Origin of the sequence: Pseudomonas sp. TH37 (assembly GCF_016650735.1) — a bacterium.
GTDB classification, from domain to species: domain Bacteria; phylum Pseudomonadota; class Gammaproteobacteria; order Pseudomonadales; family Pseudomonadaceae; genus Aquipseudomonas; species Aquipseudomonas farris.
In genome coordinates this window covers 297,790-322,827 of the sequence record NZ_JAEKFD010000001.1, presented here as the reverse complement: position 1 = coordinate 322,827, position 25,038 = coordinate 297,790, and the positions used below count along the sequence as shown (strand labels likewise).

Below are 25,038 nucleotides of genomic sequence, written 5' to 3'. Positions count from 1 at the left end.
CCGCTTCGGCGGGTTTTTTCATTCTGGGGCTTTTTTACCGGGAGTTACTCATGAGCCAAATCATGGTTCGTTCAGTCGCTATCGATGCATTCCTTTGCTGCGCGTGAGAACAATCCGCCGATCAGTTACAGGGGCGTTGGCGGGCTTCGGTGTTTCGGCAGTTCGATCCGCTCACTTTCCCCCGGCACTGTCGGCCAATCCCCGGCTGCCCAACGCCGACGTGCTTCATCGATCAACGCCGGATCGCTGGCCACGAAATTCCAGTTGATCCGTCGCGGCCCATCCAGCGGCGCGCCGCCAAACAACACGGCATGACAGTCGTTCTCGGCAAACAGTGTCATCTCTTCCCCGGCCGGCAATACCACCAGCGAATGCGGCTCCAGCGGCTCGCCATCCAGTTGCACCTCACCGCTCAGCACATACAGTGCCCGTTCTTCATGCTCGGTGGGAATCAGCAATGTGGTCGCCGTTTGCAGGTTCAATTCGGCGTACAGCGTAGGAGAAAGCACTGGGACCGGCGATTCGAGGCAAAAGCCTGTCCCGGCAATCATCCGTATCTTCACGCCAAGGTTATCGCTGACGGGCAGCGTGGCAGCCGGATGGTGGCTGTAGTGTCCCGGACCGTGTTCACGATCCTTGGGCGAAGCTAGCCAGATCTGTAAGCCGTGCATCGTAAAGCCGCTGTCTTTCAATGGTTCGGGCGTGCGTTCGACGTGGGCAATTTCGCTACCTGCCGTCATCCAACTGACATCGCCGGCATTCACCACCTGATCGGAACCGAGGCTGTCCTTGTGCTGGATTTGCCCTTCGAACAGGTAGGTGAGAGTGGACAGGCCGATGTGCGGATGCTGACGGATGTTCATGCCTTTGCCCGCCGGGTAACGGGTTTCGAGCATGTGGTCGAAAAACACGAAAGGCCCGACGTTGCGGCATTTGGCTGACGGCAACGGGCGAAGAATCGGCTGGCCTTCGACATCTTCGGCGCGAGGGCGGATCACGAGCGGAGTGTTCATGGTGCATTCCAAGCTGAGCGGGTGACGCAGGGAGCATAACCCGCTTGCGCAGCCCTTGCCGCTATTGGCTGAAGGCACCTTCGGACAGATGGGTTTCGATGCTGATCTCGGAAGTGGTCATCAGCTTGTGTACCGGGCAGCGGTCGGCCACGCGGTGCAGTTCGTCACGCTGAGCGTCGGTGAGCACACCCTTGAGCGTGAGTTCGACGTGCAGGGCGTATTTGCCTTTCTGCTCTTCACTGTTGTCGCGCGTGACCTCAACCTCGACACCCGTCAGCGGGATGTCCTTTTTCTTGGCATACATTTTCAGCGTCAGGGCCTTACAGGCACCGAGGGCTGCGTCGAAGTAGTCGTGTGGTTCAGGCGCGGTGCCTTCGCCACCGGAGGCTTTCGACACATCGGCAAAGAGTTCGTGGTCATCGATCTGGACGCTGTGACGAAAACCTTCGGCGGAGACGGTATTGACGGTAACAGTCATGGGAAACCTCGCGGGCAATATGAAAAGTCATTCGATCAAAAAAGACCCTGAAGTTATAGAGCATTCCTTCAAGTTCGCGTTCCACTTTCTTACCGGCTGAACCCCGGTTTGCGCGGGGCGGTCTATGGTGCTCATACCGCAGTTGCCCATCACAGGAGAATTCCGTGCCCCCGATCCGCTTGAGCCTCGCTTGGCTGTTGGCGCTGTGCAGCGTTGATGCCTACGCCCGCGAATACGCTTACAGCGATGCGCACCTGCATTACGTCGATTTTTTCCAGGAAACGGCTGGCATGTCGAAATTGCTCACGGCCATGGACGAAAATGCCATTGAGCATGTGATGATTTCCGGCATTCCGGTGGCCAAGAAATGGCACGAAGACGAACCCAAGCGTCCACGTTATTACGCCGGCGATGACGCCGATGCCTACTGGTACAGCGCGACCGATGTGATCGTCGCGGCGGCGGTGAATAAGCTGACGCCCGAGCAGCGCCAGCGTTTTCACCCTTTCCTGTCCGGCTTCAACCCGAATGACAAAAACTCCGCGGCACACATCCAGCGCATGCTCGACCTCAATCCCGGGCTTTGGCAGGGCATTGGCGAAGTCTTTACCCGTCACGACGATCTGACTGCGCTGACGTCCGGCGACACGCCGCGGGCCAACAATGAGGCGATGACCCGCATCTACCACCTGGCTGCCGAGAACGACTTGCCGGTGATGCTGCATTCCAACATCACCTCCAAGCGTGAGAAAAATCCGCTGTACCTGGCAGAAATCGAAGAGCCGCTGCGCAATCATCCACACACGCGATTCATTTGGGCTCACGCGGGCACCAGCGCGGAGATTCATCGGCACCAGACTCAGCTGGATTTTCTGTTGCCGACGCTGTCGCGAATGCTCGAGGCTTACCCCAATCTGTTCGTTGACCTGTCCTGGAGCATGCTGACGCCTTACCTCTTGGACGAGCAGGGCAAGCCTCGGGATGAATGGGTGAAGCTGGTCGCGCGCTTTCCGGAGCGCTTCATGCTCGGTTCCGATGTGGTGGGACGTTTCAACAAGCTCGGTCAGGAAATGCGCAGCTTCGATCCGTTTCTTGATGCCTTGCCGGAGGATGTTGCCAGAAAGGTTGCGCGGGATAACTTTTTGGCGATTTTGCCTCGGTCTGTCGTGAAGTAACCGCAATCCTGTGGCGAGGGGGCTTGCCCCCGTTGGGTTGCGAAGCGACCCTAAAAACCTGCAATCGCATGTTTTCAGACATACCGCATATGCCTGTTTTACGACGGCTCGCCGCCGAACGGGGCGATGCGGCGTTCCGACAAGCCCCCTCGCCACAATGAGTCTTCAGCCTGCAGATATCCAAACTCAAGGTTGTCATCGTCCTGTCACCCCTGCGTCATACCCTCGCGCTCATCTCAATCAAGGAGCGCACCATGCACCTCACCCGTTTAGCCGCCCTGGCCACAATGATGTTCGTCAGTGGTCTGGCCAGTGCCGAAGTCCGCGTCGAAGGCCCAGTGGAATACGGCGTGTTCGCTGGCCCGAAAGCCGAACTGCAATCGGGCGAGCGAGTTTTGCGCCGCAGCAATGAACAGATCCAGCAAACCGAAATCGTCCCCGCCAAACTAGGCACCAAATTCGGTATGCGTTACCAGTTGGCCGGCAAGGTCGCCGAAGATCAGCCGCTGACTTTGCTCTATTTCACCCCGGGCATTCGTACTCCGGACGGCGTGCGTCACGACAAACTGGAAGTCACTCAAAAACTGGTACCCGGTGCTCCGCAGGACCTGATGGCCTTCGAGTTCACCGAAAGTCATGAAGTCGTTCCCGGTGAATGGCGTTTCATGGTGTTCCAGGGCGACCGTCTGCTGGCCCAGCAACGCTTTACCGTGCGCTGATCGCGCTCTCGCCCAGCCAAATGCCAGACGAAAAAAAGCCCCGCGTTTGCGGGGCTTTCATGTCCTTGCGAATCAGCTGCCTTTGACCGGCTTGCCGTTGACCGTGCCGTCGAGGAGCATGATGTTGTACTCCTTGCCGTCGGTTTCGACCTGTTGCAAACGAACCAGCAGGTAATCCCAATCCTTGGCGAACCACAGCACGGTGATGCGCTTGCTTTGTGTCGGGTCGCGCACGCGCTCGACCTTGATCGCATCGATCTGGCCAGCCTTGGTGTCGACTTTCTCCGAACCCAGCACGCGGAAGTCATAGGTATCGACTTCGCCATCATCAACGACCTGATAGCTCATGCTTTTCTTGCCGGCGGCCACGTCATGCTGCAGCGCCAGTTGGTAGGTGGACTTGTCGACCATGCCGCGGTTGAGCGGAAGCTTGACGGCGTCACCGCGATCGGTGCCGGTGACCATCTTATTGGTCCAGTCGAAATCCAGATCAGCCTTCTTGGCTTTGCCCAGGCCACCACGTTCGAAGTGGTAGGACTGCGGCAGCAGCGTGTCCTTGTCCAGGGTCAGGGTGCTTTCTTCAGTCAGGCTGGCGATCATCATCGACGCCTTGAAGCTGAGTTTCCAGACGCCGTTGGCTCCCTTGGTCAGGCTGCGTTCGGCGGTGCCGCTCATGGGCAGCTGTTTCCAGTCGGCGGTGTAGCTGGCGGAGAAGGGCTGAAGGTCTGCGGCCTGCGCAAACGGCAGGGCGAGCAGAGCGCAAGCGAAGAGCAGGGCGCGACGCATAAAATCTCCTAGGTTCGAATCAAGTGGCCGCTGGCCGCGAGTAACTGTCCGTCCAGTAAAGCACCTTGTTCACCGAGTGATAAACGACCTTCAGCAAACCAGCGTACGGCCATCGGGTAGATCAGGTGTTCCTGGGTGTGGACTCGCTGCGCCAGACTCTGCGGCGAATCGTGCAACTCTACCGGTATTACTGCCTGTACGACCAGTGGTCCGCCATCGAGTTCCTCGGTGACGAAGTGCACGGAACAGCCGTGTTCAGTGTCGCCGGCCTCCAGCGCGCGCTGATGAGTGTGTAACCCTTTGTATTTGGGCAGCAGCGAGGGATGGATATTGAGCAGGCGACCCTGATAGTGGCGCACGAAGTCAGCGCTGAGAATGCGCATGAAGCCGGCCAGTACCACGAGTTTGGGGTTGAAGGCGTCGATCAGTTCGATCAGCGCGGCATCGAAGGCCTCGCGACCTTCGAAAGCCTTGTGATCCAGGGTGCGGGTGTCGATACCCGCGTCCCTGGCGCGTTGCAGGCCGTAGGCGTCGGCGCGGTTGGAGATCACCGCAGCGATGCGGGCCGGGCTGTCGCCGGTCCGCGTGCTGTCGATCAAGGCCTGCAAGTTACTGCCGGTGCCGGACAACAGCACCACCACATCACAGGTCTGGGACATCAATGAGCCTTGAGGTTCTTCAGTTCAACCTGGGCCGCGCCTTCGGCAGCGGTGGCGATCTGACCGATAACCCAAGGCTGCTCGCCAGCTTCACGCAGTACGTTCAGCGCGGTTTCAACGTGCTCTTGAGCAACGCAGATGACCATGCCGACGCCGCAGTTCAGCACGCGGTGCATTTCGTTTTCGTCGACGTTGCCTTTCTCTTGCAGCCAGTCGAACACGGCAGGGCGAGTCCAGCTTGCAACGTCAACCACCGCTTGTGCGCCTTTTGGCAGAACGCGCGGGATGTTGTCCAGCAGGCCACCACCGGTGATGTGGGCCATGGCTTTTACGGCACCGGTTTCTTTGATCAGCTTGAGCAGCGGCTTCACGTAGATGCGGGTCGGGGCCATCAGCAGGTCAGTCAGCGGTTTGCCGTCGAGCTGGATGTTTTCGATGTCTGCACCGGACACTTCGATGATCTTGCGGATCAGCGAGTAGCCGTTGGAGTGCGGGCCGGAAGATGGCAGGGCGAGCAGGGCATCGCCGGCAGCGACTTTGGAACCGTCGATGATTTCGGACTTTTCCACGACACCGACGCAGAAGCCGGCCAGGTCGTAGTCTTCGCCTTCGTACATGCCAGGCATTTCAGCGGTTTCGCCGCCGACCAGAGAGCAGCCGGAGAGTTCGCAGCCTGCGCCGATGCCGGTCACGACCTGGGTCGCGGTTTCGACGTTCAGTTTGCCGGTGGCGTAGTAGTCGAGGAAGAACAGCGGCTCGGCGCCGCAGACCACCAGGTCGTTCACGCACATGGCAACCAGGTCGATGCCGATGCTGTCGTGCTTGTTCAGGTTCAGCGCCAGGCGCAGTTTGGTGCCGACGCCGTCAGTGCCCGATACCAGTACCGGTTGCTTGTAACCGGCCGGGATTTCGCAGAGGGCGCCGAAACCGCCCAGGCCGCCCATGACTTCCGGGCGCGCAGTGCGCTTGGCGACGCTCTTGATGCGTTCGACCAATGCTTCACCGGCGTCGATGTCTACACCGGCGTCCTTGTAGCTCAGGGAGGGTTGCTTGCTCATGATCCAGGCCTTTAGGGGGGATTCAGGGGTAACGACCGAGTCCAGTGGGACCGCCGAAACAAACGAAGGCGAGTGCCATCCGCGAATTTCAGGGTGCCCGGCTGTTGCCGGTCTGCGAAGGCGCGCGATTTTATCAGGCTTGAGAGGCAGCGGCCATCCTCGTGCCGACGGGCAGGGGCATATCGCGTTAAAAAAACCGATATTGCCCGTGTTGGCGGTGTCCCGGATGGCTGTATAAGGTATCGACGTTAACCGTCTATCGTTATGACAGTGCGAAAACTTACCGGGATCGGGTGAATGTTTTGCTTGAACGTGTGGTCAACAGACCCCGGTTCAATCATCTTCACGCGGTCTGTTCCAGCCGCTCTTGTCGTCAGGAATCTTTTTATGCGTTTTCTTAAATTCTTGTTCGTGGGCTGTTTATCCATGGTCAGCCTGACTGGGCATGCCGAAACAGTCAAAAGCCTCTATCAAGTGCGCGAACCTGTCAGCAGCCAGACGCCGGAGGAGCGCGATCAGGCGACTCAGCGGGCGCTGGATACGTTGGTGTTGCGCCTGACCGGCGACCCCAAGGCTGCGCAGAGCCCGGGTCTGGCGACCGTGCGCAAAGACCCTCAGCAGATCATCAGTCAGTTCGGTTATGAGGCCGGGCCGCCGCAAGTGCTGAAAGTCGATTTCGATCCGGCCACCACCGAACAGGCCTTGCGGCGTGCCGGGTTGGCCATGTGGGGTAGCAACCGGCCGTCGATTCTCGGTTGGTGGTTGAACGATTCCACTGAAGGTTCGAGCCTGGTCGGTGATGGCCAGGCCAGTGCCACGCCACTGCTTCGAGCGGCGCAACATCGTGGGCTGCCGCTGCGTTTGCCGCTGGCGGACCTGGACGAGCAGATTGTCGCCACTGCGCCGAATCTGGAAAGTCCAGACCCGGCGCCGCTGCGGGGCGCATCCGACCGCTACAATGCCGACGCCTTGCTGGCGGTGCATGCCCGTGAAGAGGGTGGCCAATGGCAAGCCAAGTGGCGTTTGTGGTTGGGCGATCAGAAAGAAGCCGGAAGCGTGCAGGGCGCCGATACCGCCGCGCTGGCCGATGCGGTGATGCTGGCGGTCAGCCAGCGCCTGGCGCCGCGTTTTGTCGCCAAGCCGGGTGCGTCGAGCGAGCAATTGCTGGAAGTGCAGGGGATGAGCCTGGAGCGTTATGCGACGCTCGGGCGTTTGCTGGAACCTTTTGGCGCACGCCTGCAAAGTGTCGATGGCGACCGCGTGCTTTATCGGGTCAATGGCAGCCCCGATCAGCTGCGGGCGCAGTTGTCTTTGGCCAGGTTGCAGGAAATTCCGGCGGGTGAAGCACCGGCCCCCACTGCGCCTGTTCAGCCCGTGGCGGCTGGCTCGACACCGGTCGCAGCGCCGGCCCCGGCACCGACGCCGCAGTTACGTTTTCGCTGGTAGTTTTTCTTTATATAGAAGCAGGAGTGGTACATGGCCGATACACGGCGTTGGTTCTGGCTCGGTGGGGTGGTCCTGCTTTGCGCGTTTGTTTACCTGTTGCACCCGATCCTGACGCCGTTCCTGGTGGCGCTGTTGCTGGCTTATCTGTTCGACCCGCTGGTGGATCGGCTGGAAAAGTACGGTCTGTCACGGACCTGGGGCGTGGTGGCGGTGTTCGCCTTGTTCACATTGATCGTCACCGCGTTGCTGTTGGTGCTGGTGCCAATGCTCGCCAAGCAGCTGTTCCGTTTGTATGAACTGGCGCCGCAAATGCTCGACTGGTTGCAGCACACCGCTGTGCCGTGGGCGCAATCGAAGATCGGGTTGTCGGACGGCTTCTGGAAGTTCGACAAGCTCAAGGCGGCGTTCAGCGAGCACATGGGCCAGACCACCGATGTGGTCGGCGTGGTGCTGAGTCAGGCGACGGCTTCAGGTCTTGCACTGATTGGCTGGTTGGCCAACCTGGTGCTGATTCCGGTGGTGAGTTTTTATCTGTTGCGCGACTGGGACCTGATGATGGCCAAGATCCGCAGCCTGCTGCCCCGTGATCGTGAAGAGCGCGTCATGTCCTTGGCGGGAGAATGCCACGAAGTGCTCGGGGCATTCGTGCGCGGCCAGTTGCTGGTGATGTTGGCGCTGGGCGTGATCTACGCCGCGGGCTTGATGATCGTCGGGCTGGAGCTGGGGCTGTTGATCGGTCTGATTGCCGGGTTGGCGGCGATCGTGCCGTACATGGGGTTCGTCATCGGGATTGGTGCGGCATTGATTGCCGGTCTGTTCCAGTTCGGTGGCGATTTGTATCCCATGATCGGTATTGTCGCGGTGTTCATGGTCGGTCAGGCGCTGGAGGGCATGGTCCTGACACCATTGCTGGTGGGCGACCGGATCGGCCTGCACCCGGTGGCGGTGATCTTCGCGATCCTGGCCGGCGGCGAGCTGTTTGGTTTTACCGGTGTGTTGCTGGCATTGCCGGTGGCGGCGGTGATCATGGTCCTGGTGCGTCACGTACACGATTTGTATAAGGATTCAGATATCTACGGCGGTGTCGACGAATCCGAGCTGTAAGTTTTTAATCGCTCGTAGCGGGCAGTCTGGTTTCGTGCCAGGTTTGCCCGTATCGCTCGCGTGGCTGTCATATGCGCCGTCAAAGAATCTGTCATAAAACCAATGCATTAACGCAAACCTTTGATTTTGCTTATGGTCTGTCGCATTGTGCGGTCAGCCGCACGGGTATAAACTTCGCAAACTTTACACAGAGGCCACTAACGGTTCCTTTGGAACTGTTCAGTCAGCATGAAACCGATTCAGCTGCCCCTAGGTGTGCGTCTGCGTGATGACGCTACCTTTATCAATTACTACCCAGGCGCCAATGCCGCTGCACTCGGCTATGTCGAGCGGCTCTGCGAAGCCGACGCCGGCTGGACGGAAAGCCTGATTTACCTCTGGGGCAAGGACGGGGTAGGGCGCACGCATTTATTGCAGGCGGCGTGTCTGCGCTTCGAACAACTGGGGGAGCCGGCGGTGTACCTGCCGTTGGCCGAGTTGTTGGACCGTGGCATCGAAATCCTCGACAACCTCGAACAATACGAACTGGTCTGCCTGGACGATTTGCAGGCAGTCGCCGGCAAGGCGGATTGGGAAGAGGCATTGTTCCATCTGTTCAATCGTCTGCGTGACAGCGGCCGGCGTCTGCTGATCGCCGCCTCGACATCTCCGCGCGAACTGCCGGTGAAGCTGGCGGATCTCAAGTCGCGGCTGACACTGGCACTCATCTTCCAGATGCGCCCACTCTCTGACGAAGACAAATTGCGTGCCTTGCAGTTACGCGCATCCCGTCGCGGCCTGCACCTGACCGACGAGGTCGGGCATTTTATTTTGACCCGCGGTACCCGCAGCATGAGTGCGCTTTTCGAGCTGCTTGAACGCCTCGATCAGGCCTCCCTTCAAGCTCAGCGCAAGCTGACAATCCCGTTCCTGAAAGAAACCCTTGGTTGGTGAAAAAACTGATCAAGCCCAGGTTTTACACGGGTTTCGGTATATTCCAGGCGTCAACAAATCCGCTTTCCTGCAAGAGGGCAGGCTGCGCAAAGGTTCAAAATGGGCTTAAGCGCTTAGATGTAAACGAGAAACCGATAAGTCACATAAAGATCGATTGAATTTGCAAATGAGGTTGATAGCGGGCATAGTCTCGGCTTCTTTAGAAACTATCAGCCACGGTCGTGCCCATGCTAAATCGCTTCGCACCCCTCGTGCCTCTCGCACTCGTTACCCTGTTGTTCGGTTGCGCTGCCCACTCTCCAGTGTCCCAGCAAGCGCCACAACAGCAGGTCAAGAATTCAGTTACCGCGCAGTCTTCCGTTCTTTTCCAGGAAACTCTTTACCAGGAAGAGACAGCCACCGATAAAGAACTGGCAGACTTCGCCGGCGGCAAGTCGTACCAGCTTCCGGTTCTGGCCGACAGCATCCTCGAACGTGGCATGTCCCTGATCGGTACCCGTTACCGTTTCGGCGGCACCTCCGAGGCTGGTTTCGACTGCAGCGGCTTCATCGGTTATCTGTTTCGTGAAGAGGCCGGCATGAACCTGCCGCGCTCCACTCGCGAAATGATCAACGTTGACGCTCCCTTGGTTGCTCGCAGCGCCCTCAAGCCAGGTGACCTGCTGTTTTTCGCCACCAATGGTCGTCGCGGTCGTGTCAGTCACGCCGGGATCTATCTGGGTGACAACCAGTTTATCCACTCCAGCAGCCGCAAAAGCGGTGGTGTCCGGATCGATAGTCTGGGCGACAGCTACTGGAGCAAGACCTTCATCGAAGCCAAGCGCGCACTCGCGATGGCGCCGGCAGCGGCCCCGGCTATCGTCACGGCACGCAAGTAAGCGGACAGTTTGTAAGGCGAACTTAAAGTCTTACTTGAAGTTTGCCGCGTAGCCGCTAGAATCCTGATCTAATATTGATGGCAAACCGCCTGCGTTCTACGCAGGCGGTTTTCTTTTCTGCCTTCTCGGTGGAAAAAGCCGCAGCCAGATCAGGATGTTCTGTTTATGACGATGTCGGCCCGCCTCGCACTCATGTTCTTCGCAGCGCTGCTCAGCGCCTGCGCCAGCCGCCCACCGCCACCAGCGCCGGTGGTCCGCGCTCCGATTGTCTTCGGTCCTTCCCAAGCCTTTTCTCCTGCGGCAGAAGACGTGCTGTTTCGCGCGCTGGGCCTGGTGGGAACGCCTTATCGCTGGGGTGGCAACACGCCGGATTCCGGATTCGATTGCAGTGGTCTGATCGGTTATGTGTATCGCGATGTCGCAGGCATTTCCTTGCCGCGCTCCACCCGCGAGATGATCGGCATGCAGGCCCCCAATGTCGGTAAGGAAGGCCTGCAAACCGGTGACCTGATTTTCTTCGCCACCAATGGCGGCTCCCAGGTCAGCCACGCCGGGATCTACGTCGGCGAAGGCCGCTTCGTCCACGCGCCAGCCACGGGCGGCACGGTCAAGCTGGACAGCTTGTCCAAGGCTTACTGGCAGAAAGCCTATCTGAGCGCCAAGCGCGTCTTGCAGCCCGAGCACTTGGCACATAATCCATAGCGGATGTAGGCGTCTGCCGGAAAAGATCGCAGCCTGCGGCAGCTCCTACGTTGGATGGCGTACACCCTGTAGGAGCTGCCGAAGGCTGCGATCTTTTGACATTTACTTAGCTGCGGAAACGCGCCACACCTTGTTCCCGACATCATCCGCCACCAGCAAGCCACCCTGCTGATCGATCACCACGCCCACCGGCCGGCCCATGGCTTTTTCCTCGTCGTTGAGGAACCCAGTGAGCACATCCACCGGCTGCCCGGTCGGTTTGCCGGCGCTGAACGGCACGAAAATCACTTTGTAGCCACTGTGTGGCTTGCGGTTCCACGAACCATGTTGGCCGATGAAAGCGCCTTGAGTGAACGGCGCGGGCAGTTTGCTGCCTTCGGCGAACGTCAGGCCCAGTGACGCGGTATGTGGCCCCACCGCGTAGTCTGGTGCAATGGCCTTGGCCACCAGATCGGGTTTTTGCGGTTCGACGCGAATGTCGACGTGCTGGCCGTAATAGCTGTAAGGCCAACCGTAGAACCCGCCGTCCTTCACGGATGTGATGTAGTCCGGCACCAAGTCGCTGCCGATTTCGTCGCGCTCGTTGACGGCGGTCCACAGTGTGCCGCTCTGAGGCTCCCAGGCCAGGCCGTTTGGATTACGAATCCCCGAGGCGAAGATCCGATGATTGCCGGTGGCGCGATCCACTTCCCAGATTGCCGCGCGGCCTTCCTCCTGATCCATGCCGTTTTCACCGACGTTGCTGTTCGAGCCCACGGTGACGTACAGCTTGCTGCCATCCTTGCTGGCGATGACATTTTTGGTCCAGTGGTGATTCAGCGTGCCGCCCGGCAGATCGACCACCTTGATTGGCTGCGACTTGATCGCCGTCTCACCGTTTTCATAGTGGAAACGCAGCAGGCGATCAGTGTCGGCGACGTACAGGTCATTGCCGACCAGGGTCATGCCGAAGGGCGAGTTGAGGTTTTCCAGGAACACCGTGCGGGTTTCGGCGACGCCGTCGTGGTCCTTGTCCCGCAGCAGAGTGATGCGGTTCGGGCTGGGGACGCCAGCACCGGCGCGGCCCATGACTTTGCCCATGACCCAGCCGCGAATGCCTGATCCATCATCGGGTTTGGGTGGTGCGTTGGTTTCGGCCACCAGCACATCGCCGTTGGGCAACACATAGAGCCAGCGCGGATGATCGAGGCCTTCGGCAAACGCCGCCACTTGAGTCCCCGTCGCGGCGACAGGTTTCTTGCCTTCAGGCCAGCCGATCGCCGGGGCGATGTTCACTGTCGGGATCAGGGTTTTATTCGGTTCTGGCAGCTTGGGCGAGGGGCCTGTGCCGTCCGAGACTTGCAGGCTGGAGGTTTCACCACAGGCGGCGAGCCCTCCGGCGAGCGCGATGATGAAAACGAGCTGGGGTTTGCGCATTACTGATCTTCCCTATGAATGCATTGACGTAATCATAGAGAAGCGTAGACGTTCGATGGTTCAACCCGTCAGCCGCGGGCTTCCTTGAGCAGCACGGCGATGCCCGGATGGTAGTTGCCGGCTTCATTGCGCAACTTGCGATAGGCGTACGGGAAATACCAGGCCACGGCGCAGCTGGGTTCCTTTTGCAGGTCGTCGAGCATGTCCTGGAGTTCTTCCGGTGTAGCGCTCTGCTGAGCTTTTTGCGGCGCAACGAACAGGCAACCGAGTTTCAGGTCGCTGGCGTAGCTGATCCTCTTGGCCTCGCTGGTGATGTCCTGCAGCGCCTGAGTCAGGTTCAGGCTGTTGACCCGCGGCCAGCGTTGAGTGGCTTGAAGGTAGGCGCGTTGTTCGGCGGTGGCTTCGGGAGTGGCGATAAACAGATCGGCGCGGCCGTTGCGTTCGCCTTCTTCGTTCTGCTTGCGCGTCGGCGTTTGTTGCAAGGTGACCATTTCTGCCATCCAGGCTGCGGCGGAGAGCAGGCCGAGGTTGGCTTTTTCGTCGTACCAATAAGGTGTGTCGTTATCGCCGCGTACAGCGTTGTAGCGGTCGATACAGTCAAACCAGCGTTCCAGCACCGGTCGCAGGAATTCCAGCTTCGGATTGCTGATGATCATGCCTTGCATGTTGCTCACCCTTGTAATTGTGATGTTGGGTTGTGGCGCTTTGATATCACTGCTGACAGTGTGGTGCAAGTTGGGTGTCAGAAATTTGATCGGCGGCAGTATATCGCTCGCCCGAGCTTTGTCTTCAATTGACGCTCCACCCCCAACCCTCTAACCTTCGCGGCTTGTTTCAGGTGCTCTGTGGCGGTGGCCGACAGAGTGAAACAGGGAAGCCGGTGAGTGACTATCTTCAAGCGACGAAGAGTCATGATCCCGGCGCTGCCCCCGCAACGGTAAATGAGTGAAGACTGTGCAAGGGCCTGGCCCTAGCCACTGTGTCGACTGTCGACATGGGAAGGCGCGCAGTCAGGCGCAAGCCGCTCATGAGCCCGGAGACCGGCCTGATTCATCCAACGGCATCACGGTGGGCGATGCCAGGCTTCTTGCCGTCTATTCTTGTGCCTGCCCGCCGTTATCCAGCCTCAACGGAGAGCTCCCCCATGACTGATACCCCCGATCGTGACGAACGCCACCTGGCGCGCATGCTGCGCAAAAAAGCGGTGATCGACGAACGCATCGCCAACTCCCCGAATGAATGCGGTTTGCTGCTGGTGCTTTCCGGCAACGGCAAGGGCAAGAGCAGCTCGGCGTTCGGCATGCTTTCGCGGGCCATGGGCCACGGCATGCAATGCGGCGTGGTGCAGTTCATCAAGGGGCGCACCAGCACCGGCGAGGAGCTGTTCTTCCGGCGCTTTCCGGAACAGGTGCGTTTTCATGTGATGGGCGAGGGCTTCACTTGGGAAACCCAGGATCGCCAGCGTGACATTGCCGCCGCCGAAGCCGCCTGGGCGGTGTCCCGCGAATTGCTGCGTGATCCGGCCATTGGCCTCGTGGTGCTCGATGAGTTGAACATCGCCCTCAAGCACGGCTACCTCGATCTCGATCAGGTGCTCAGCGACTTGCAGGCCCGTCCGCCGATGCAGCATGTGGTAGTCACCGGTCGTGGCGCCAAGCCGGAGATGATCGAGCTGGCCGACACCGTCACTGAAATGGGCATGATCAAGCACGCCTTCCAGGCCGGAATCAAAGCGCAAAAAGGCGTCGAGTTGTGAGTCAACCACGTCATTGCCCGGCGGTACTGATCGCCGCGCCGGCCTCCGGTCAGGGCAAGACCACCGTCACCGCCGCGCTTGCCCGTTTGCATCGCAATCAGGGGCGCAAGGTTCGCGTGTTCAAATGCGGCCCGGACTTTCTCGACCCGATGATTCTCGAGCGCGCCAGCGGCGCACCGGTCTATCAACTCGACATGTGGATGGTCGGCGAGCAGGAAAGTCGGCGTCTATTGTGGGAGGCCGCTGGCGAAGCCGATCTGATCCTCATCGAAGGCGTCATGGGGCTGTTCGACGGTACGCCGTCCAGCGCCGATCTGGCGCGGCACTTCGGTGTGCCGGTGCTCGGCGTGATCGACGGCACCGCCATGGCGCAGACGTTTGGTGCGCTGGCCCTGGGCCTTGCGCGCTATCAGCCGGACTTGCCGTTTGCCGGTGTACTGGCCAACCGGGTCGGCACTGTACGCCATGCGCAGTTGCTCGAAGGCAGCCTGACTGAAGGCTTGCGCTGGTACGGAGCGTTGTCCCGGGAGACCGGGATCGAATTGCCGAGTCGGCATCTCGGTCTGGTTCAGGCCAGCGAGCTGAATGATCTCGACCTGCGTCTCGATGCGGCGGCCGAGTCACTGGCCAGCAGTTGCGATGTGGCTCTACCGCCGGCCGTGGAATTCGCCGCGCCTGAAATGATCGCAGCCGAACCGTTGCTGGCCGGTGTACGGATTGCCGTAGCCCGGGACGAAGCTTTTGCGTTTACCTACGGCGCGAGCCTGGATCTGCTGCGGGCCATGGGCGCCGAATTGTCTTTCTTCTCGCCGATCCGCGACACCGCGTTACCGGAGGCAGACAGTCTTTATCTGCCGGGCGGTTACCCTGAATTGCACCATGTGGCGTTGTCACAAAACACGCCGATGCTGACCGCGATCCGCGCTCATCACGCGGCGGGTAAACCGTTGCTCGCCGAGTGTGGCGGCATGCTGTATTTGCTCGACTCATTGACCGATGTCGAGGGCACTCGCGCTGAACTGGTCGGTTTGCTGGCCGGTGATGCGGTGATGCAGAAGCGTCTTGCCGCGTTGGCCTTGCAGGCGGTCGAATTGCCGGAAGGTTTGCTGCGTGGGCACACCTATCACCACTCGTTGACCAGCACTGAACTTGAGCCAATTGCTCGTGGGCTGAGCCCGAATGGCGGGCGAGGGGCGGAGGCGGTTTATCGCGAGGGGCGGATGACAGCCTCTTATGTGCATTTTTATTTTCCGTCCAATCCATCGGCGATTGCCGCGCTGTTTGTGCCTGACCTTGAGGCCGCCTTCGCGAGCAAGCCCGCTCCCACAGGGGAACGCATTTCAAATGTGGGAGCGGGCTTGCTCGCGAAGAGGCCATGACGGACAACGCATTTTCCGAAGCCGAACGCGCAGCTGTTTACCGAGCCATCGCCGAACGCCGCGACATGCGGCATTTCAGCGGAGGCACCGTCGAGCCTGAGTTGCTGAGGCGTCTGCTCGAGGCCGCGCATCAGGCGCCAAGTGTCGGCCTGATGCAGCCTTGGCGTTTCATCCGCATCAGCGACCGGGCACTGCGCGGCAAGATTCAGCAGCTGGTGGAAGAAGAACGCATCCGCACCGCCGAAGCCCTCGGCGAACGCTCCGACGAATTCATGAAGCTCAAGGTCGAAGGCATCAACGACTGCGCCGAGGTGCTGGTCGCCGCGCTGATGGACGATCGCGAGCGGCATATCTTCGGCCGTCGTACATTGCCGGAAATGGACATGGCCTCGTTGTCCTGCGCCATCCAGAACCTTTGGCTCGCGTCCCGCGCCGAAGGCTTGGGCATGGGCTGGGTGTCATTGTTCGAGCCGCAAGCGCTGGCGGACTTGCTGGGTTTACCGAGCGGGGCCAAGCCTTTGGCCGTTCTTTGCCTGGGGCCGGTCAAGGAATTCTATCCGGCGCCGATGTTGGTACTCGAAGGCTGGGCGCAGGCGCGTCCACTCAGCGAGTTGCTGTATGAAAATTATTGGGGAGTGAGTCAATGAGTGTGGCGTTGTTGAGTGTCGCCGCGGTCGCGCTGGATGCGCTGCTGGGTGAACCCAAACGCTGGCATCCGCTGGTGGCGTTCGGTCGTTTTGCCGATCGCATCGAGCAACGTTTCAACTACGGTGGCCGCGGCTGGCGCAGTCATGGCGTTACGGCCTGGGTGATGGCGGTCGTGCCGCTGACCTTGTTGGCCACCGCACTTTCCTGGACGCCTTACGTTGGCTGGATCGTCGAGATTCTCGTGCTCTATTGCGCCCTTGGCATGCGCAGTCTCGGCGAGCATGTCGAGCCGGTGGCCAAGGCCCTGCGCAGCGATGATCTGATCGAGGCGCGCAAACGTGTTGGTTATCTGGTCAGCCGTCAAACCAGCGAACTGGATGAAACCGAAGTTGCCCGCGCCGCCACCGAGTCGGTGCTGGAGAACGGCAGCGATGCAGTGTTCGCCGCGCTGTTCTGGTTTGCCGTGGCGGGTGCGCCCGGCGTGGTGCTCTATCGTCTGAGCAACACTCTCGATGCGATGTGGGGTTATCGCAACGAACGCTTCGAACGTTTTGGTTGGGCGGCAGCGAAGATCGATGATGTTCTGAACTACATTCCCGCGCGCCTGGTGGCGTTGACCTACGCGTTGCTGGGCAAAACCCGACTGGCGCTGAAGTGCTGGCGTACCCAGGGCCCGACCTGGGATAGCCCGAATGCCGGGCCGGTGATGGCGGCCGGTGCCGGTGCGCTGGGTGTCGAGTTGGGTGGGGCGGCGATTTATCACGGTGAACTGCATCAACGTCCGCAATTGGGCGAAGGCGTGCCGGCGGATGCCGATTCCATCGACCGTGGCTGGCAATTGGTCCAGCGCGGGGTATGGTTATGGCTGCTGATTCTCTGCGTGGGGGCTGAGTTCTATGCTTGAGCACGGTGGTCGCTTGCGCAAGGCGGCGCTTGAATACGGTATTGCCGAAGCCGATTGGCTCGACCTGTCCAGTGGCCTGGCACCTTGGCCATTCCCGGTCCCGGACATCCCGCTGCGGGCCTGGGCGCGGTTGCCGGAAACCGATGACGGTCTGGAGCAGGCTGCCTGCGACTATTACGGTGCGGCCCAAGTGTTGCCGGTGGCCGGTTCGCAAATGGCGATCCAGCTGCTGCCGCGTTTGCGCCGGGCTGGCAAGGTCGGCGTGCTGTCGCCGTGTTACGCCGAACACGCCGAAGCCTGGCGTCGCAACGGTTACATCGTGCGTGAAGTGCTGGAGTCGGAAGTCGATTTCTTTCTCGACAGCCTCGACGTGCTGGTGGTGGTCAACCCGAACAATCCCACGGGGTTGAGCCTGACCCCGGCTCGCCTGCTGGATTGGCATTCGCGGCTGGCCCAGCGCGGTGGCTGGCTGGTGGTGGACGAGGCGTTCATGGACAACACCCCGCATTTGAGTCTGGCGCCATTCACCAATCAGATCTGCTTGATCGTGCTGCGCTCCTTTGGCAAATTTTTCGGCCTGGCCGGTGTGCGGCTGGGTTTTGTATTGGCCGAGCGCAAGTTGCTCAAACTGCTGGCCGAACAGGTCGGGCCTTGGGCGGTCAGCGGTCCGACCCGAGTGCTGGGTCAGGCGTGCCTGACGGATACGGACGGGCACACTCGACAGCGCATTCGTACTGACGAGGCCGGCGAGCGTCTAGCGTTGCTGCTTGAACAGTACGGTTTCAAACCTCAGGGTGGCTGCGCATTGTTCCAATGGCTGATCACCGAGTGCGCCGAAGCGCTGCATGAATTCATGGCCCGGCGCGGCATTCTGCTGCGGTTGTTCACCCACAACAGCAGCGTGCGGTTTGGCTTGCCCGCCGATGAAGCGGATTGGCTGCGTTTCGAGCAAGCGCTTGAAGCCTACGTTAAGGAAGCGCAATGACTACGTTGATGGTGCAAGGCGCGACTTTGATGGTGCAGGGCACTACATCGGACGCCGGTAAAAGCACGCTGGTGACGGCGCTGTGTCGCTGGGTGACGCGTCAGGGCGTGAGCGTCGTGCCGTTCAAACCGCAGAACATGGCCCTCAACAGCGCGGTGACCGCCGACGGTGGCGAGATTGGCCGCGCTCAAGCGGTGCAGGCTCAGGCCGCCAACCTCGAACCGCACACCGACATGAACCCGGTGCTGCTCAAGCCCAATAGCGATACCGGCGCCCAAGTGATCATTCATGGGCGAGCGGTCACCACCATGAATGCCGTCGCTTATCACGACTACAAAGCCATCGCCATGCAAGCGGTGCTGGCCTCCCATAAACGTTTGAGCGCGGCGTATCCGGTGGTGATGGTCGAAGGGGCGGGTTCGCCGGCAGAGATCAACCTGCGCGCCGGCGACATCGCCAACATGGGATTTGCCGAGGCGGTGGACTGCCCGGTGGTGCTGATTGCCGACATCAATCGCGGTGGAGTTTTCGCGCATTTGGTCGGTACGCTGGAGCTGCTGTCGCCCAGCGAACAGGCGCGAGTCAAAGGTTTCATCATCAACCGTTTTCGCGGTGACATCGCCTTGCTGCAACCAGGCCTCGATTGGCTGGAGGAGCGCACTGGCAAACCGGTGATCGGCGTTTTGCCTTATGTGATGGACCTGCATCTTGAGGCCGAGGATGGTCTCGATCAGCGGCAGACCGATAAGGCCGATCAAGTGCTCAACGTGGTGGTGCCGGTGTTGCCGCGTATCAGCAACCACACCGATTTCGATCCGCTGCGCCTGCATCCGCAAGTGGATCTGCAATTCATCGGCCCCGGTCAGGCGATTCCGCCGGCCGACCTGATCGTTCTTCCCGGCTCGAAAAGCGTGCGCAGTGACCTCGCGTACTTGCGGGCTAACGGTTGGGAAACGGCTATTTCGCGGCACTTGCGCTACGGTGGAAAAGTGTTGGGGATCTGTGGCGGTCTGCAAATGCTCGGCGAGCAGGTGCATGATCCGCTGGGCCTCGAAGGTGCACCGGGTTCCAGTACCGGTTTGGGCTTGCTGGCGTTCGAAACTCGGCTCGAAGAAGAGAAGCAATTGCGCAATGTGCGTGGGCGTCTGGTGCTGGAAGATGCGCAGGTCAGCGGCTATGAAATTCATGCCGGCGTGACCACTGGGCCGGCGCTGGAAAACGCCGCGGTGCAGCTCGACGATGGTCGCTGCGATGGCGCGCAAAGTGTCGATGGGCAGATTTTCGGCACGTATCTGCATGGCCTGTTCGAGTCTCCGGCAGCGTGCAGTGCGCTGTTGCGCTGGGCCGGGTTGCAGGATGTGCAGGAAGTCGATTACCACGCCTTGCGTGAGCGCGATATCGAACGGCTGGCGGATCTGGTGGAGAAGCATCTGGATACTTCGTTGCTGCGTGAGCTCTGTGGGATTTGAGGTGGCTGCACAGGCCCCTTCGCGGGCAAGCCCGCTCCCGCAGGTTTCGTGGGGGGACAAAGATCTGTGAACAGCCTCGATCCTTGTGGGAGCGGGCTTGCCCGCGATGAGGCCCGTCGCCTCACCGAAGATTTTAAGGAATAAACCATGCTGCAACTGATCCTCGGCGGCGCCCGCTCCGGCAAAAGTCGCTTGGCTGAAAAACTGGCGACAGACAGTCAGCTCCAAGTCATCTACATCGCCACCAGCCAACCTTTGGACGGTGAAATGAATGAACGGGTGGCCCATCATCGCGCCCGCCGTCCAGCTGAATGGGCGTTGATCGAAGAACCGCTGGAGCTGGCCCGTGTGCTGCGGGAAAACGCCAGTGCCGATCGTTGCTTGCTGGTGGATTGCCTGACGCTGTGGCTGACCAATCTACTGATGCTCGACAACGCCGAGCGCTTATCGGCCGAACGCAAAGCTTTGCTGGACTGCCTGGCGTCATTGCCGGGTGAAATCATTTTTGTCAGCAACGAGACCGGGATGGGTGTCGTACCGCTGGGCGAATTGACTCGCCGCTATGTCGATGAAGCCGGTTGGCTGCATCAAGCCCTGGCCGAGCGCTGTCAGCGAGTCGTCCTGACCGTCGCCGGCCTGCCCCTGACTTTGAAAGGAACTGCGTTATGACTCACTCCTGGTGGCTGAACCCGTGCAAGCCAATCGATGCGCAAGCGGTCGAGCAGGCGCAGGCGCGTCAACAGCAACTGACCAAGCCTGCCGGCTCGCTCGGCCAGCTCGAATCGGTAGCGGTGCAACTGGCAGGGTTGCAGGGGCAGGTCAAGCCGACGCTCGATCAGCTGTGGATTGCGATTTTTGCCGGTGACCATGGTGTGGTCGCCGAAGGCGTGTCGGCGTTTCCGCAGGAAGTCACCGGGCAGATGCTGCACAACTTTGTCAGCGGTGGCGCGGCGATCAGCGTGTTGGCGCGGCAGTTGGGTGCTTCCCTGGAAGTGGTCGATCTCGGCACCATCACGCCGTCGTTGAGTCTGCCGGGTGTGCGTCACCTGAACGTCGGCCCGGGTACGGCGAATTTCGTCCAGGGGCCAGCGATGACTCAGGCCCAGGGCGAACTCGCCTTGCAGGCTGGTCGTGACAGTGTGCAGCGCGCCATCGCAGCCGGTGCGCAGTTGTTCATCGGTGGCGAAATGGGCATCGGCAACACCACCGCGGCCAGTGCGTTGGCCTGTGCGTTACTCGATTGCCCGGTGGTGTATCTGGCCGGGCCGGGCACTGGATTGAACGCGGCGGGTGTCAGCCACAAAGCCCAAGTCATTGAACGTGCCTTGGCGTTGCATGGCGCTCAGCGTAGTGATGCACTGCAGACCTTGTTCAACCTCGGCGGTTTTGAAATTGCTGCGCTGGTCGGCGCGTACCTGGCCTGTGCTCAGGAAGGTATCGCGGTGTTGGTTGACGGGTTTATTTGCAGCGTCGCCGCGCTGGTGGCGGTGAGTTTGAATCCGGCCTGCCGTGAGTGGTTGCTGTTCGGTCATCGCGGCGCCGAGCCGGGTCATCGCCATGTGCTCGAAACCCTGAACGCCGAACCGTTGCTGGACCTCGGTCTGCGACTGGGCGAGGGCAGTGGTGCGGCATTGGCCGTGCCATTGCTGCGTCTGGCCTGCGACCTGCACGGGCAGATGGCGACGTTCGCCGAAGCCGCAGTGGCGGATCGCCCGGCATGACTTTGCGCCTGGACCTGTTGCGCCATGGCGAAACTGAACTCGGCGGCGGTTTGCGCGGCAGCCTCGACGATGCGCTGACCGGCAGGGGCTGGGAGCAAATGCGCGCCGCGGTGATCGAGCAGGGGCCCTGGGATCGACTGGTCAGTTCGCCGTTGCAGCGTTGTGCGCGTTTTGCTGAAGAGCTTGGGGCGCAACTGGGTTTGCCGGTGCAATTGAATAAGGATCTGCAAGAGCTGCACTTTGGTGCCTGGGAAGGGCAGAGCGCGGCGGCACTGATGGAAACCAGCGCCGAGGCGTTGGGCTTGTTCTGGGCTGATCCTTATTCGTTCACGCCGCCCGAGGGTGAGTCGGTTGCGGACTTTTCTACGCGGGTGTTGGCGGCCATCGAGCGGTTGCACGCGGCCTATGCGGGTGAGCGAATCCTGCTGGTCAGCCATGGTGGCGTCATGCGTTTGTTGCTGGCTCAAGCGCGTGGATTGCCGCGTGAGCAGTTGCTCAACGTTGAAGTCGGCCATGGCGCATTGTTCTCTTTGTCGGTCGAATCCGGCGTCTTGTTAAGGGAAGCGATCTGACATGTTGCCGTTCTGGATCTCCCTGCAATTTTTGAGCAGCCTGCCGATTCGCCTGCCGGGCATGCCGACGCCCGAGGAGCTGGGCCGGTCGTTGCTGTTTTATCCGCTGGTCGGTTTGCTGTTCGGCGCGATTCTGTGGGGGCTGAACTGGCTATTGCTGGGCACGCCATTATTGCTTCATGCCGCACTGCTGCTGAGCGTTTGGGCCGTGCTCAGCGGTGCGTTGCACCTGGATGGCCTGGCCGATAGCGCCGATGCGTGGCTCGGGGGTTACGGCGACCGTGAACGCACCCTGACCATCATGAAAGACCCGCGCAGCGGGCCGATCGCCGTGGTGACACTGGTTTTGGTGTTGCTGCTCAAGTTCGCCGCGTTGCTGGCGTTGATCGAGCAGCAGCACAGCGTGGTCTTGATCATCGTTCCATTGATTAGCCGCAGCGCGTTACTGGGGTTATTCCTCACCACACCTTACGTACGTCCCGGTGGATTGGGGCAGGCGTTGGCCGATCATCTGCCGCGTTTGGCCGGTCAGCAGGTGTTGGCGATCAGTGCCGTGGCCTGTGTGCTGATGGCTGGCCTCAGCGGGGTGTGGGCGCTTGTATTGGCGGCGGCGGTGTTTGTCTGGTTGCGGCAAGTGATGGTGCGACGATTGGGCGGGACGACGGGCGATACGGCAGGGGCGTTGCTGGAATTGTTGGAGGTGGCGGTGCTGGTGGGGCTGGCATTGATGTTGTAGGAGCGAGCGGCGCTCGCTCCTACGGTAATATGTTTCAAAAAATTTGCTTTCATTTAACCGCGGGTATATACACGCACTATGCTTCCTTCTCAATGTTTGTGCACTAACCTGCGTCGCGCCGCTCGTGGCGTCAGCAGGCATTACGACGGCGCCCTCGACGGCTTCGGGATCAACGTTGCCCAGTATTCTCTGCTGTGCAATCTGCAGCGTCTGGATCAGCCGAGCATCTCGTCGCTGGCCGAAGCCATGGGCCTGGATCGCAGCACCCTCGGGCGCAATCTGCGAGTGCTGGAAGGCGAAGGTCTGGTGACGCTGGTTGAGGGTGAGGACATGCGCAATCGTATCGTTCTGCTCACCGAGACAGGGCGCGAACGTCTGGCAGCGGCCTTGCCGGCCTGGGAAGCGGCGCAGCAACGGTTGATTGACCGTCTGGGTGCCGAGAAGCGCGAAATCTTGCTGAAACTGTTGGACGAACTGGCTTGAGGCCAGTTTGTTCGATCTTAAGCGGGTATATACCCGCTACTGGAGAACAAGAATGACATCAATGTGGCGTACATGCGGTTGGGTTCTGTTGGGGAGTGCGCTGATTCTGGCGTTGTCCCTGGGTGTGCGACACGGCTTCGGGCTGTTTCTGGCGCCCATGAGCGCCGAATTCGGCTGGGGCCGCGAAGTGTTTGCCTTCGCCATTGCTTTGCAGAACCTGATCTGGGGCCTGGCGCAGCCGTTCACCGGTGCACTGGCCGACCGCTTTGGCGCCGCGAAGGTGGTGTTGATCGGGGGTGTTTTGTACGCCTTGGGCCTGGTGTTCATGGGGCTGTCCGATTCGGCGGTGACCTTGTCCTTGAGCGCCGGCCTGTTGATCGGTATCGGCCTGTCAGGCACCTCGTTCTCGGTGATCCTCGGCGTGGTCGGCCGTGCCGTGCCGCCGGAAAAACGCAGCATGGGCATGGGGATCGCCAGCGCCGCCGGTTCTTTCGGTCAATTCGCCATGTTGCCCGGCACGCTGGGGCTGATCGGCTGGCTTGGCTGGTCCGCGGCATTGCTGGTGCTGGGCCTGATCGTGGCACTGATCGTGCCGCTGGTGAGCATGCTCAAAGACAAACCGCTGCCGGTTCTCGGACACGAGCAAACCCTCTCTGAAGCGCTGCGCGAAGCCTGTTCCCATTCAGGGTTCTGGCTGCTGGCGTTTGGTTTTTTTGTCTGCGGTTTTCAAGTGGTGTTCATTGGCGTGCACTTACCGGCCTATCTGGTGGACCAGCACTTGCCAGCCTCCGTCGGCACCACGGTGCTGGCGCTGATCGGGCTGTTCAATATTTTCGGCACCTACACAGCAGGCTGGCTCGGCGGGCGGATGTCCAAGCCGCGCCTGCTCACCGGTCTGTATCTGTTGCGGGCGGTGGTGATTGTGCTGTTCCTCTGGGCACCGGTCACCCAGGTCACGGCTTATCTGTTCGGCATGGCCATGGGCTTTCTCTGGTTGTCGACGGTACCCTTGACCAACGGCACGGTGGCCACCTTGTTCGGTGTACGGAATTTGTCCATGCTCGGTGGGATCGTTTTCCTCTTCCACCAGCTCGGCTCGTTCCTCGGTGGCTGGTTGGGTGGGGTGGTGTATGACCGAACCGGGAGCTACGACTTGATCTGGCAGGTGGCAATTCTCTTGAGTCTGGTGGCCGCAGCCCTGAACTGGCCGGTGCGCGAGCAGCCGGTGGCGCGTCTGCAAACCCGGATGAGTGCAGCATGAACAGTCTCTGGCCGCGGATGGCTGTAATCGCCATCGGCGTACTGCTGCTGGCCCTGGCGTGGTGGGGCTGGCATCAGGGTGGCCTGGCATTGATGCAGTTGGGCATGGGTGCTTGCTAGCGAGCGGCGAAGGCGAGTAATTTCGTTTTCTGACGATTGTTCAAGGATGCACCGACATGCTGATGCGCTGGCTTGCAGTCCCCGCGTTGCTGACGGCTTTTGCCGGGTTGGTCCAGGCGGCAGAATGCCCGGAGTTGTTACAAGGCTCATTGCCCAAGCTGCGGGCCAAGGAATCCATTGATCTGTGCCAGCGCTTCGCCGGCAAGCCGCTGGTGGTGGTCAATACCGCGAGCTTCTGTGGCTTCGCCCCCCAGTTCAAAGGCCTTGAGGCGCTGTATCAGCGTTACAAGGATCAAGGGCTTGAGGTGATTGGTGTTCCTTCCAATGACTTCAAGCAAGAGTCCAAAGATGGCGCAGAGACTGCCAAAGTCTGTTACGTGAACTACGGCGTGACCTTCACCATGACCGAACCACAGAAAGTCCGCGGCGATGACGCAGCGCATTTGTTCAAGGTTCTCGCTGAACAAAGCAGTTCGCCGAAGTGGAATTTCTACAAGTACGTGGTCGATCGCCAGGGCAAGGTGATCGCCAATTTCTCCAGCCTGACCAAACCTGACAATCCCGAGTTCATCGAGGCGGTTGAGAAAGCCCTGGCCTCGAAACCCTGATCGACGGCCACTAAAAAGCCCCGCCTCTGT

At 60.4% G+C, this 25,038-nt stretch carries 28 protein-coding genes and 1 riboswitch; of the genes, 21 read left to right on the top strand and 7 right to left on the bottom strand.

Going from position 1 to position 25,038, the window contains the following annotated elements:
• Nucleotides 1–125: 125 nt before the first annotated feature.
• Nucleotides 126–1,013: a pirin family protein gene (locus JFU11_RS01535; RefSeq protein ID WP_201059507.1), complete on the bottom strand. Its 888-nt coding sequence runs from the start codon at nucleotides 1,011–1,013 to the stop codon at nucleotides 126–128.
• 61 nt (nucleotides 1,014–1,074) lie between these two features.
• Entirely contained in the window at nucleotides 1,075–1,491 is a 417-nt protein-coding gene (locus JFU11_RS01530) for an OsmC family protein (protein ID WP_123720747.1), read from the bottom strand.
• Between the two features lie 164 nt (nucleotides 1,492–1,655).
• Here JFU11_RS01530 and JFU11_RS01525 point away from each other — a divergent pair, with 164 nt between their 5' ends.
• Together JFU11_RS01525 and JFU11_RS01520 are read left to right on the top strand one after the other, a co-directional pair.
• Nucleotides 1,656–2,666, top strand: coding sequence for an amidohydrolase family protein (locus JFU11_RS01525; protein WP_201059505.1), 1,011 nt, complete (start codon nucleotides 1,656–1,658; stop codon nucleotides 2,664–2,666).
• A 254-nt stretch (nucleotides 2,667–2,920) separates the two neighbouring features.
• Nucleotides 2,921–3,385, top strand: a complete 465-nt coding sequence (locus tag JFU11_RS01520) for a DUF3859 domain-containing protein (protein WP_123720749.1) — start codon at nucleotides 2,921–2,923, stop codon at nucleotides 3,383–3,385.
• Nucleotides 3,386–3,457: 72 nt separating this feature from the next.
• On the opposite strand, the gene JFU11_RS01515 is transcribed toward JFU11_RS01520, so the two are convergent.
• From JFU11_RS01515 to purM, 3 genes are read right to left on the bottom strand one after another with little or no spacing between them, the layout of a single operon-like run.
• Nucleotides 3,458–4,171, bottom strand: coding sequence for a DUF3108 domain-containing protein (locus tag JFU11_RS01515; RefSeq protein WP_038979701.1), 714 nt, complete (start codon nucleotides 4,169–4,171; stop codon nucleotides 3,458–3,460).
• Between the two features lie 8 nt (nucleotides 4,172–4,179).
• On the bottom strand, nucleotides 4,180–4,830 hold the full coding sequence (purN, locus tag JFU11_RS01510) for a phosphoribosylglycinamide formyltransferase (protein WP_018925121.1): 651 nt from the start codon (nucleotides 4,828–4,830) through the stop codon (nucleotides 4,180–4,182).
• Entirely contained in the window at nucleotides 4,830–5,888 is a 1,059-nt protein-coding gene (gene purM, locus JFU11_RS01505) for a phosphoribosylformylglycinamidine cyclo-ligase (protein WP_008013877.1), read from the bottom strand. Before purM ends, purN begins: the two co-directional genes overlap by 1 nt.
• A gap of 387 nt (nucleotides 5,889–6,275) precedes the next feature.
• Here purM and JFU11_RS01500 point away from each other — a divergent pair, with 387 nt between their 5' ends.
• The 5 genes from JFU11_RS01500 (at nucleotide 6,276) to JFU11_RS01480 (ending at nucleotide 10,951) form a co-directional block, all read left to right on the top strand.
• Complete coding sequence (locus JFU11_RS01500) at nucleotides 6,276–7,334, top strand: DUF2066 domain-containing protein (RefSeq protein WP_201059502.1); 1,059 nt, start codon at nucleotides 6,276–6,278, stop codon at nucleotides 7,332–7,334.
• Between the two features lie 30 nt (nucleotides 7,335–7,364).
• On the top strand, nucleotides 7,365–8,438 hold the full coding sequence (locus JFU11_RS01495) for an AI-2E family transporter (protein ID WP_123720751.1): 1,074 nt from the start codon (nucleotides 7,365–7,367) through the stop codon (nucleotides 8,436–8,438).
• Between the two features lie 228 nt (nucleotides 8,439–8,666).
• The gene (gene hda, locus JFU11_RS01490; protein WP_007898944.1) at nucleotides 8,667–9,371 is read left to right on the top strand and encodes a DnaA regulatory inactivator Hda; all 705 of its coding nucleotides are present in this window, start codon (nucleotides 8,667–8,669) and stop codon (nucleotides 9,369–9,371) included.
• Between the two features lie 227 nt (nucleotides 9,372–9,598).
• The gene (locus JFU11_RS01485; RefSeq protein WP_201121215.1) at nucleotides 9,599–10,249 is read left to right on the top strand and encodes a C40 family peptidase; all 651 of its coding nucleotides are present in this window, start codon (nucleotides 9,599–9,601) and stop codon (nucleotides 10,247–10,249) included.
• Nucleotides 10,250–10,414: 165 nt separating this feature from the next.
• On the top strand, nucleotides 10,415–10,951 hold the full coding sequence (locus tag JFU11_RS01480) for a C40 family peptidase (RefSeq protein ID WP_123720753.1): 537 nt from the start codon (nucleotides 10,415–10,417) through the stop codon (nucleotides 10,949–10,951).
• A gap of 102 nt (nucleotides 10,952–11,053) precedes the next feature.
• On the opposite strand, the gene JFU11_RS01475 is transcribed toward JFU11_RS01480, so the two are convergent.
• Both JFU11_RS01475 and JFU11_RS01470 read right to left on the bottom strand, forming a co-directional pair.
• Entirely contained in the window at nucleotides 11,054–12,367 is a 1,314-nt protein-coding gene (locus JFU11_RS01475; RefSeq protein ID WP_201059498.1) for a sorbosone dehydrogenase family protein, read from the bottom strand.
• Nucleotides 12,368–12,435: 68 nt separating this feature from the next.
• A complete protein-coding gene (locus tag JFU11_RS01470; RefSeq protein ID WP_201059496.1) occupies nucleotides 12,436–13,032 on the bottom strand; it encodes a hypothetical protein in 597 nt (198 codons plus the stop codon).
• 154 nt (nucleotides 13,033–13,186) lie between these two features.
• Nucleotides 13,187–13,431: riboswitch (cobalamin riboswitch) on the top strand.
• 80 nt (nucleotides 13,432–13,511) lie between these two features.
• Between JFU11_RS01470 and cobO the strand changes: the two genes are divergently transcribed.
• The 14 genes from cobO to JFU11_RS01405 all read left to right on the top strand — a co-directional run bounded on the left by cobO (nucleotide 13,512) and on the right by JFU11_RS01405 (nucleotide 25,008).
• Nucleotides 13,512–14,123: a cob(I)yrinic acid a,c-diamide adenosyltransferase gene (gene cobO, locus JFU11_RS01465; RefSeq protein ID WP_052967210.1), complete on the top strand. Its 612-nt coding sequence runs from the start codon at nucleotides 13,512–13,514 to the stop codon at nucleotides 14,121–14,123.
• Nucleotides 14,120–15,502, top strand: coding sequence for a cobyrinate a,c-diamide synthase (locus JFU11_RS01460; RefSeq protein WP_201059494.1), 1,383 nt, complete (start codon nucleotides 14,120–14,122; stop codon nucleotides 15,500–15,502). Before cobO ends, JFU11_RS01460 begins: the two co-directional genes overlap by 4 nt.
• The gene (gene bluB / locus JFU11_RS01455) at nucleotides 15,499–16,149 is read left to right on the top strand and encodes a 5,6-dimethylbenzimidazole synthase (protein ID WP_201059492.1); all 651 of its coding nucleotides are present in this window, start codon (nucleotides 15,499–15,501) and stop codon (nucleotides 16,147–16,149) included. Before JFU11_RS01460 ends, bluB begins: the two co-directional genes overlap by 4 nt.
• Nucleotides 16,146–17,054 carry an adenosylcobinamide-phosphate synthase CbiB gene (gene cbiB, locus JFU11_RS01450; protein ID WP_201059489.1) on the top strand — a complete coding sequence of 303 codons (909 nt, stop codon included), beginning with the start codon at nucleotides 16,146–16,148 and terminating at the stop codon, nucleotides 17,052–17,054. Before bluB ends, cbiB begins: the two co-directional genes overlap by 4 nt.
• A complete protein-coding gene (gene cobD / locus JFU11_RS01445) occupies nucleotides 17,047–18,039 on the top strand; it encodes a threonine-phosphate decarboxylase CobD (RefSeq protein WP_201059487.1) in 993 nt (330 codons plus the stop codon). The genes cbiB and cobD overlap by 8 nt, the downstream gene beginning before the upstream one ends.
• A gap of 5 nt (nucleotides 18,040–18,044) precedes the next feature.
• Nucleotides 18,045–19,508, top strand: a complete 1,464-nt coding sequence (locus JFU11_RS01440) for a cobyric acid synthase (protein WP_201121230.1) — start codon at nucleotides 18,045–18,047, stop codon at nucleotides 19,506–19,508.
• Between the two features lie 147 nt (nucleotides 19,509–19,655).
• Entirely contained in the window at nucleotides 19,656–20,177 is a 522-nt protein-coding gene (gene cobU / locus JFU11_RS01435) for a bifunctional adenosylcobinamide kinase/adenosylcobinamide-phosphate guanylyltransferase (RefSeq protein ID WP_201059483.1), read from the top strand.
• Nucleotides 20,174–21,229 (top strand): nicotinate-nucleotide--dimethylbenzimidazole phosphoribosyltransferase, encoded by a 1,056-nt coding sequence (gene cobT, locus JFU11_RS01430; RefSeq protein ID WP_201059481.1) that lies wholly within the window; start codon nucleotides 20,174–20,176, stop codon nucleotides 21,227–21,229. The genes cobU and cobT overlap by 4 nt, the downstream gene beginning before the upstream one ends.
• Nucleotides 21,226–21,801 (top strand): alpha-ribazole phosphatase family protein, encoded by a 576-nt coding sequence (gene cobC / locus JFU11_RS01425; protein ID WP_201059479.1) that lies wholly within the window; start codon nucleotides 21,226–21,228, stop codon nucleotides 21,799–21,801. Before cobT ends, cobC begins: the two co-directional genes overlap by 4 nt.
• Before the next feature lies 1 nt (nucleotide 21,802).
• On the top strand, nucleotides 21,803–22,537 hold the full coding sequence (locus tag JFU11_RS01420) for an adenosylcobinamide-GDP ribazoletransferase (protein ID WP_201059477.1): 735 nt from the start codon (nucleotides 21,803–21,805) through the stop codon (nucleotides 22,535–22,537).
• 78 nt (nucleotides 22,538–22,615) lie between these two features.
• On the top strand, nucleotides 22,616–23,020 hold the full coding sequence (locus JFU11_RS01415; protein WP_095051845.1) for a MarR family transcriptional regulator: 405 nt from the start codon (nucleotides 22,616–22,618) through the stop codon (nucleotides 23,018–23,020).
• 52 nt (nucleotides 23,021–23,072) lie between these two features.
• Nucleotides 23,073–24,281 (top strand): MFS transporter, encoded by a 1,209-nt coding sequence (locus JFU11_RS01410; RefSeq protein ID WP_123720761.1) that lies wholly within the window; start codon nucleotides 23,073–23,075, stop codon nucleotides 24,279–24,281.
• Nucleotides 24,278–24,400 carry a hypothetical protein gene (locus JFU11_RS28255; RefSeq protein ID WP_007898919.1) on the top strand — a complete coding sequence of 41 codons (123 nt, stop codon included), beginning with the start codon at nucleotides 24,278–24,280 and terminating at the stop codon, nucleotides 24,398–24,400. Before JFU11_RS01410 ends, JFU11_RS28255 begins: the two co-directional genes overlap by 4 nt.
• A 56-nt stretch (nucleotides 24,401–24,456) precedes the next feature.
• On the top strand, nucleotides 24,457–25,008 hold the full coding sequence (locus JFU11_RS01405; protein ID WP_201087334.1) for a redoxin domain-containing protein: 552 nt from the start codon (nucleotides 24,457–24,459) through the stop codon (nucleotides 25,006–25,008).
• Nucleotides 25,009–25,038: the final 30 nt, after the last annotated feature.

Excerpts from the sequence above, each read along its gene's own strand:
- cobU (WP_201059483.1), top strand. The coding sequence starts at position 19,656 with ATGCTGCAACTGATCCTCGGCGGCGCCCGCTCCGGCAAAAGTCGCTTG.
- JFU11_RS01415 (WP_095051845.1), top strand. The coding sequence starts at position 22,616 with ATGCTTCCTTCTCAATGTTTGTGCACTAACCTGCGTCGCGCCGCTCGT.
- JFU11_RS01480 (WP_123720753.1), top strand. The coding sequence starts at position 10,415 with ATGACGATGTCGGCCCGCCTCGCACTCATGTTCTTCGCAGCGCTGCTC.
- cobD (WP_201059487.1), top strand. The coding sequence starts at position 17,047 with ATGCTTGAGCACGGTGGTCGCTTGCGCAAGGCGGCGCTTGAATACGGT.
- bluB (WP_201059492.1), top strand. The coding sequence starts at position 15,499 with ATGACGGACAACGCATTTTCCGAAGCCGAACGCGCAGCTGTTTACCGA.
- JFU11_RS01470 (WP_201059496.1), bottom strand. The coding sequence starts at position 13,032 with ATGCAAGGCATGATCATCAGCAATCCGAAGCTGGAATTCCTGCGACCG.
- purN (WP_018925121.1), bottom strand. The coding sequence starts at position 4,830 with ATGTCCCAGACCTGTGATGTGGTGGTGCTGTTGTCCGGCACCGGCAGT.
- JFU11_RS01410 (WP_123720761.1), top strand. The coding sequence starts at position 23,073 with ATGACATCAATGTGGCGTACATGCGGTTGGGTTCTGTTGGGGAGTGCG.
- JFU11_RS28255 (WP_007898919.1), top strand. The coding sequence starts at position 24,278 with ATGAACAGTCTCTGGCCGCGGATGGCTGTAATCGCCATCGGCGTACTG.
- JFU11_RS01475 (WP_201059498.1), bottom strand. The coding sequence starts at position 12,367 with ATGCGCAAACCCCAGCTCGTTTTCATCATCGCGCTCGCCGGAGGGCTC.
- cobO (WP_052967210.1), top strand. The coding sequence starts at position 13,512 with ATGACTGATACCCCCGATCGTGACGAACGCCACCTGGCGCGCATGCTG.
- JFU11_RS01530 (WP_123720747.1), bottom strand. The coding sequence starts at position 1,491 with ATGACTGTTACCGTCAATACCGTCTCCGCCGAAGGTTTTCGTCACAGC.
- cobC (WP_201059479.1), top strand. The coding sequence starts at position 21,226 with ATGACTTTGCGCCTGGACCTGTTGCGCCATGGCGAAACTGAACTCGGC.
- JFU11_RS01500 (WP_201059502.1), top strand. The coding sequence starts at position 6,276 with ATGCGTTTTCTTAAATTCTTGTTCGTGGGCTGTTTATCCATGGTCAGC.
- JFU11_RS01535 (WP_201059507.1), bottom strand. The coding sequence starts at position 1,013 with ATGAACACTCCGCTCGTGATCCGCCCTCGCGCCGAAGATGTCGAAGGC.
- hda (WP_007898944.1), top strand. The coding sequence starts at position 8,667 with ATGAAACCGATTCAGCTGCCCCTAGGTGTGCGTCTGCGTGATGACGCT.
- purM (WP_008013877.1), bottom strand. The coding sequence starts at position 5,888 with ATGAGCAAGCAACCCTCCCTGAGCTACAAGGACGCCGGTGTAGACATC.
- JFU11_RS01485 (WP_201121215.1), top strand. The coding sequence starts at position 9,599 with ATGCTAAATCGCTTCGCACCCCTCGTGCCTCTCGCACTCGTTACCCTG.
- JFU11_RS01520 (WP_123720749.1), top strand. The coding sequence starts at position 2,921 with ATGCACCTCACCCGTTTAGCCGCCCTGGCCACAATGATGTTCGTCAGT.
- JFU11_RS01515 (WP_038979701.1), bottom strand. The coding sequence starts at position 4,171 with ATGCGTCGCGCCCTGCTCTTCGCTTGCGCTCTGCTCGCCCTGCCGTTT.
- JFU11_RS01405 (WP_201087334.1), top strand. The coding sequence starts at position 24,457 with ATGCTGATGCGCTGGCTTGCAGTCCCCGCGTTGCTGACGGCTTTTGCC.
- cbiB (WP_201059489.1), top strand. The coding sequence starts at position 16,146 with ATGAGTGTGGCGTTGTTGAGTGTCGCCGCGGTCGCGCTGGATGCGCTG.
- JFU11_RS01420 (WP_201059477.1), top strand. The coding sequence starts at position 21,803 with ATGTTGCCGTTCTGGATCTCCCTGCAATTTTTGAGCAGCCTGCCGATT.
- cobT (WP_201059481.1), top strand. The coding sequence starts at position 20,174 with ATGACTCACTCCTGGTGGCTGAACCCGTGCAAGCCAATCGATGCGCAA.
- JFU11_RS01495 (WP_123720751.1), top strand. The coding sequence starts at position 7,365 with ATGGCCGATACACGGCGTTGGTTCTGGCTCGGTGGGGTGGTCCTGCTT.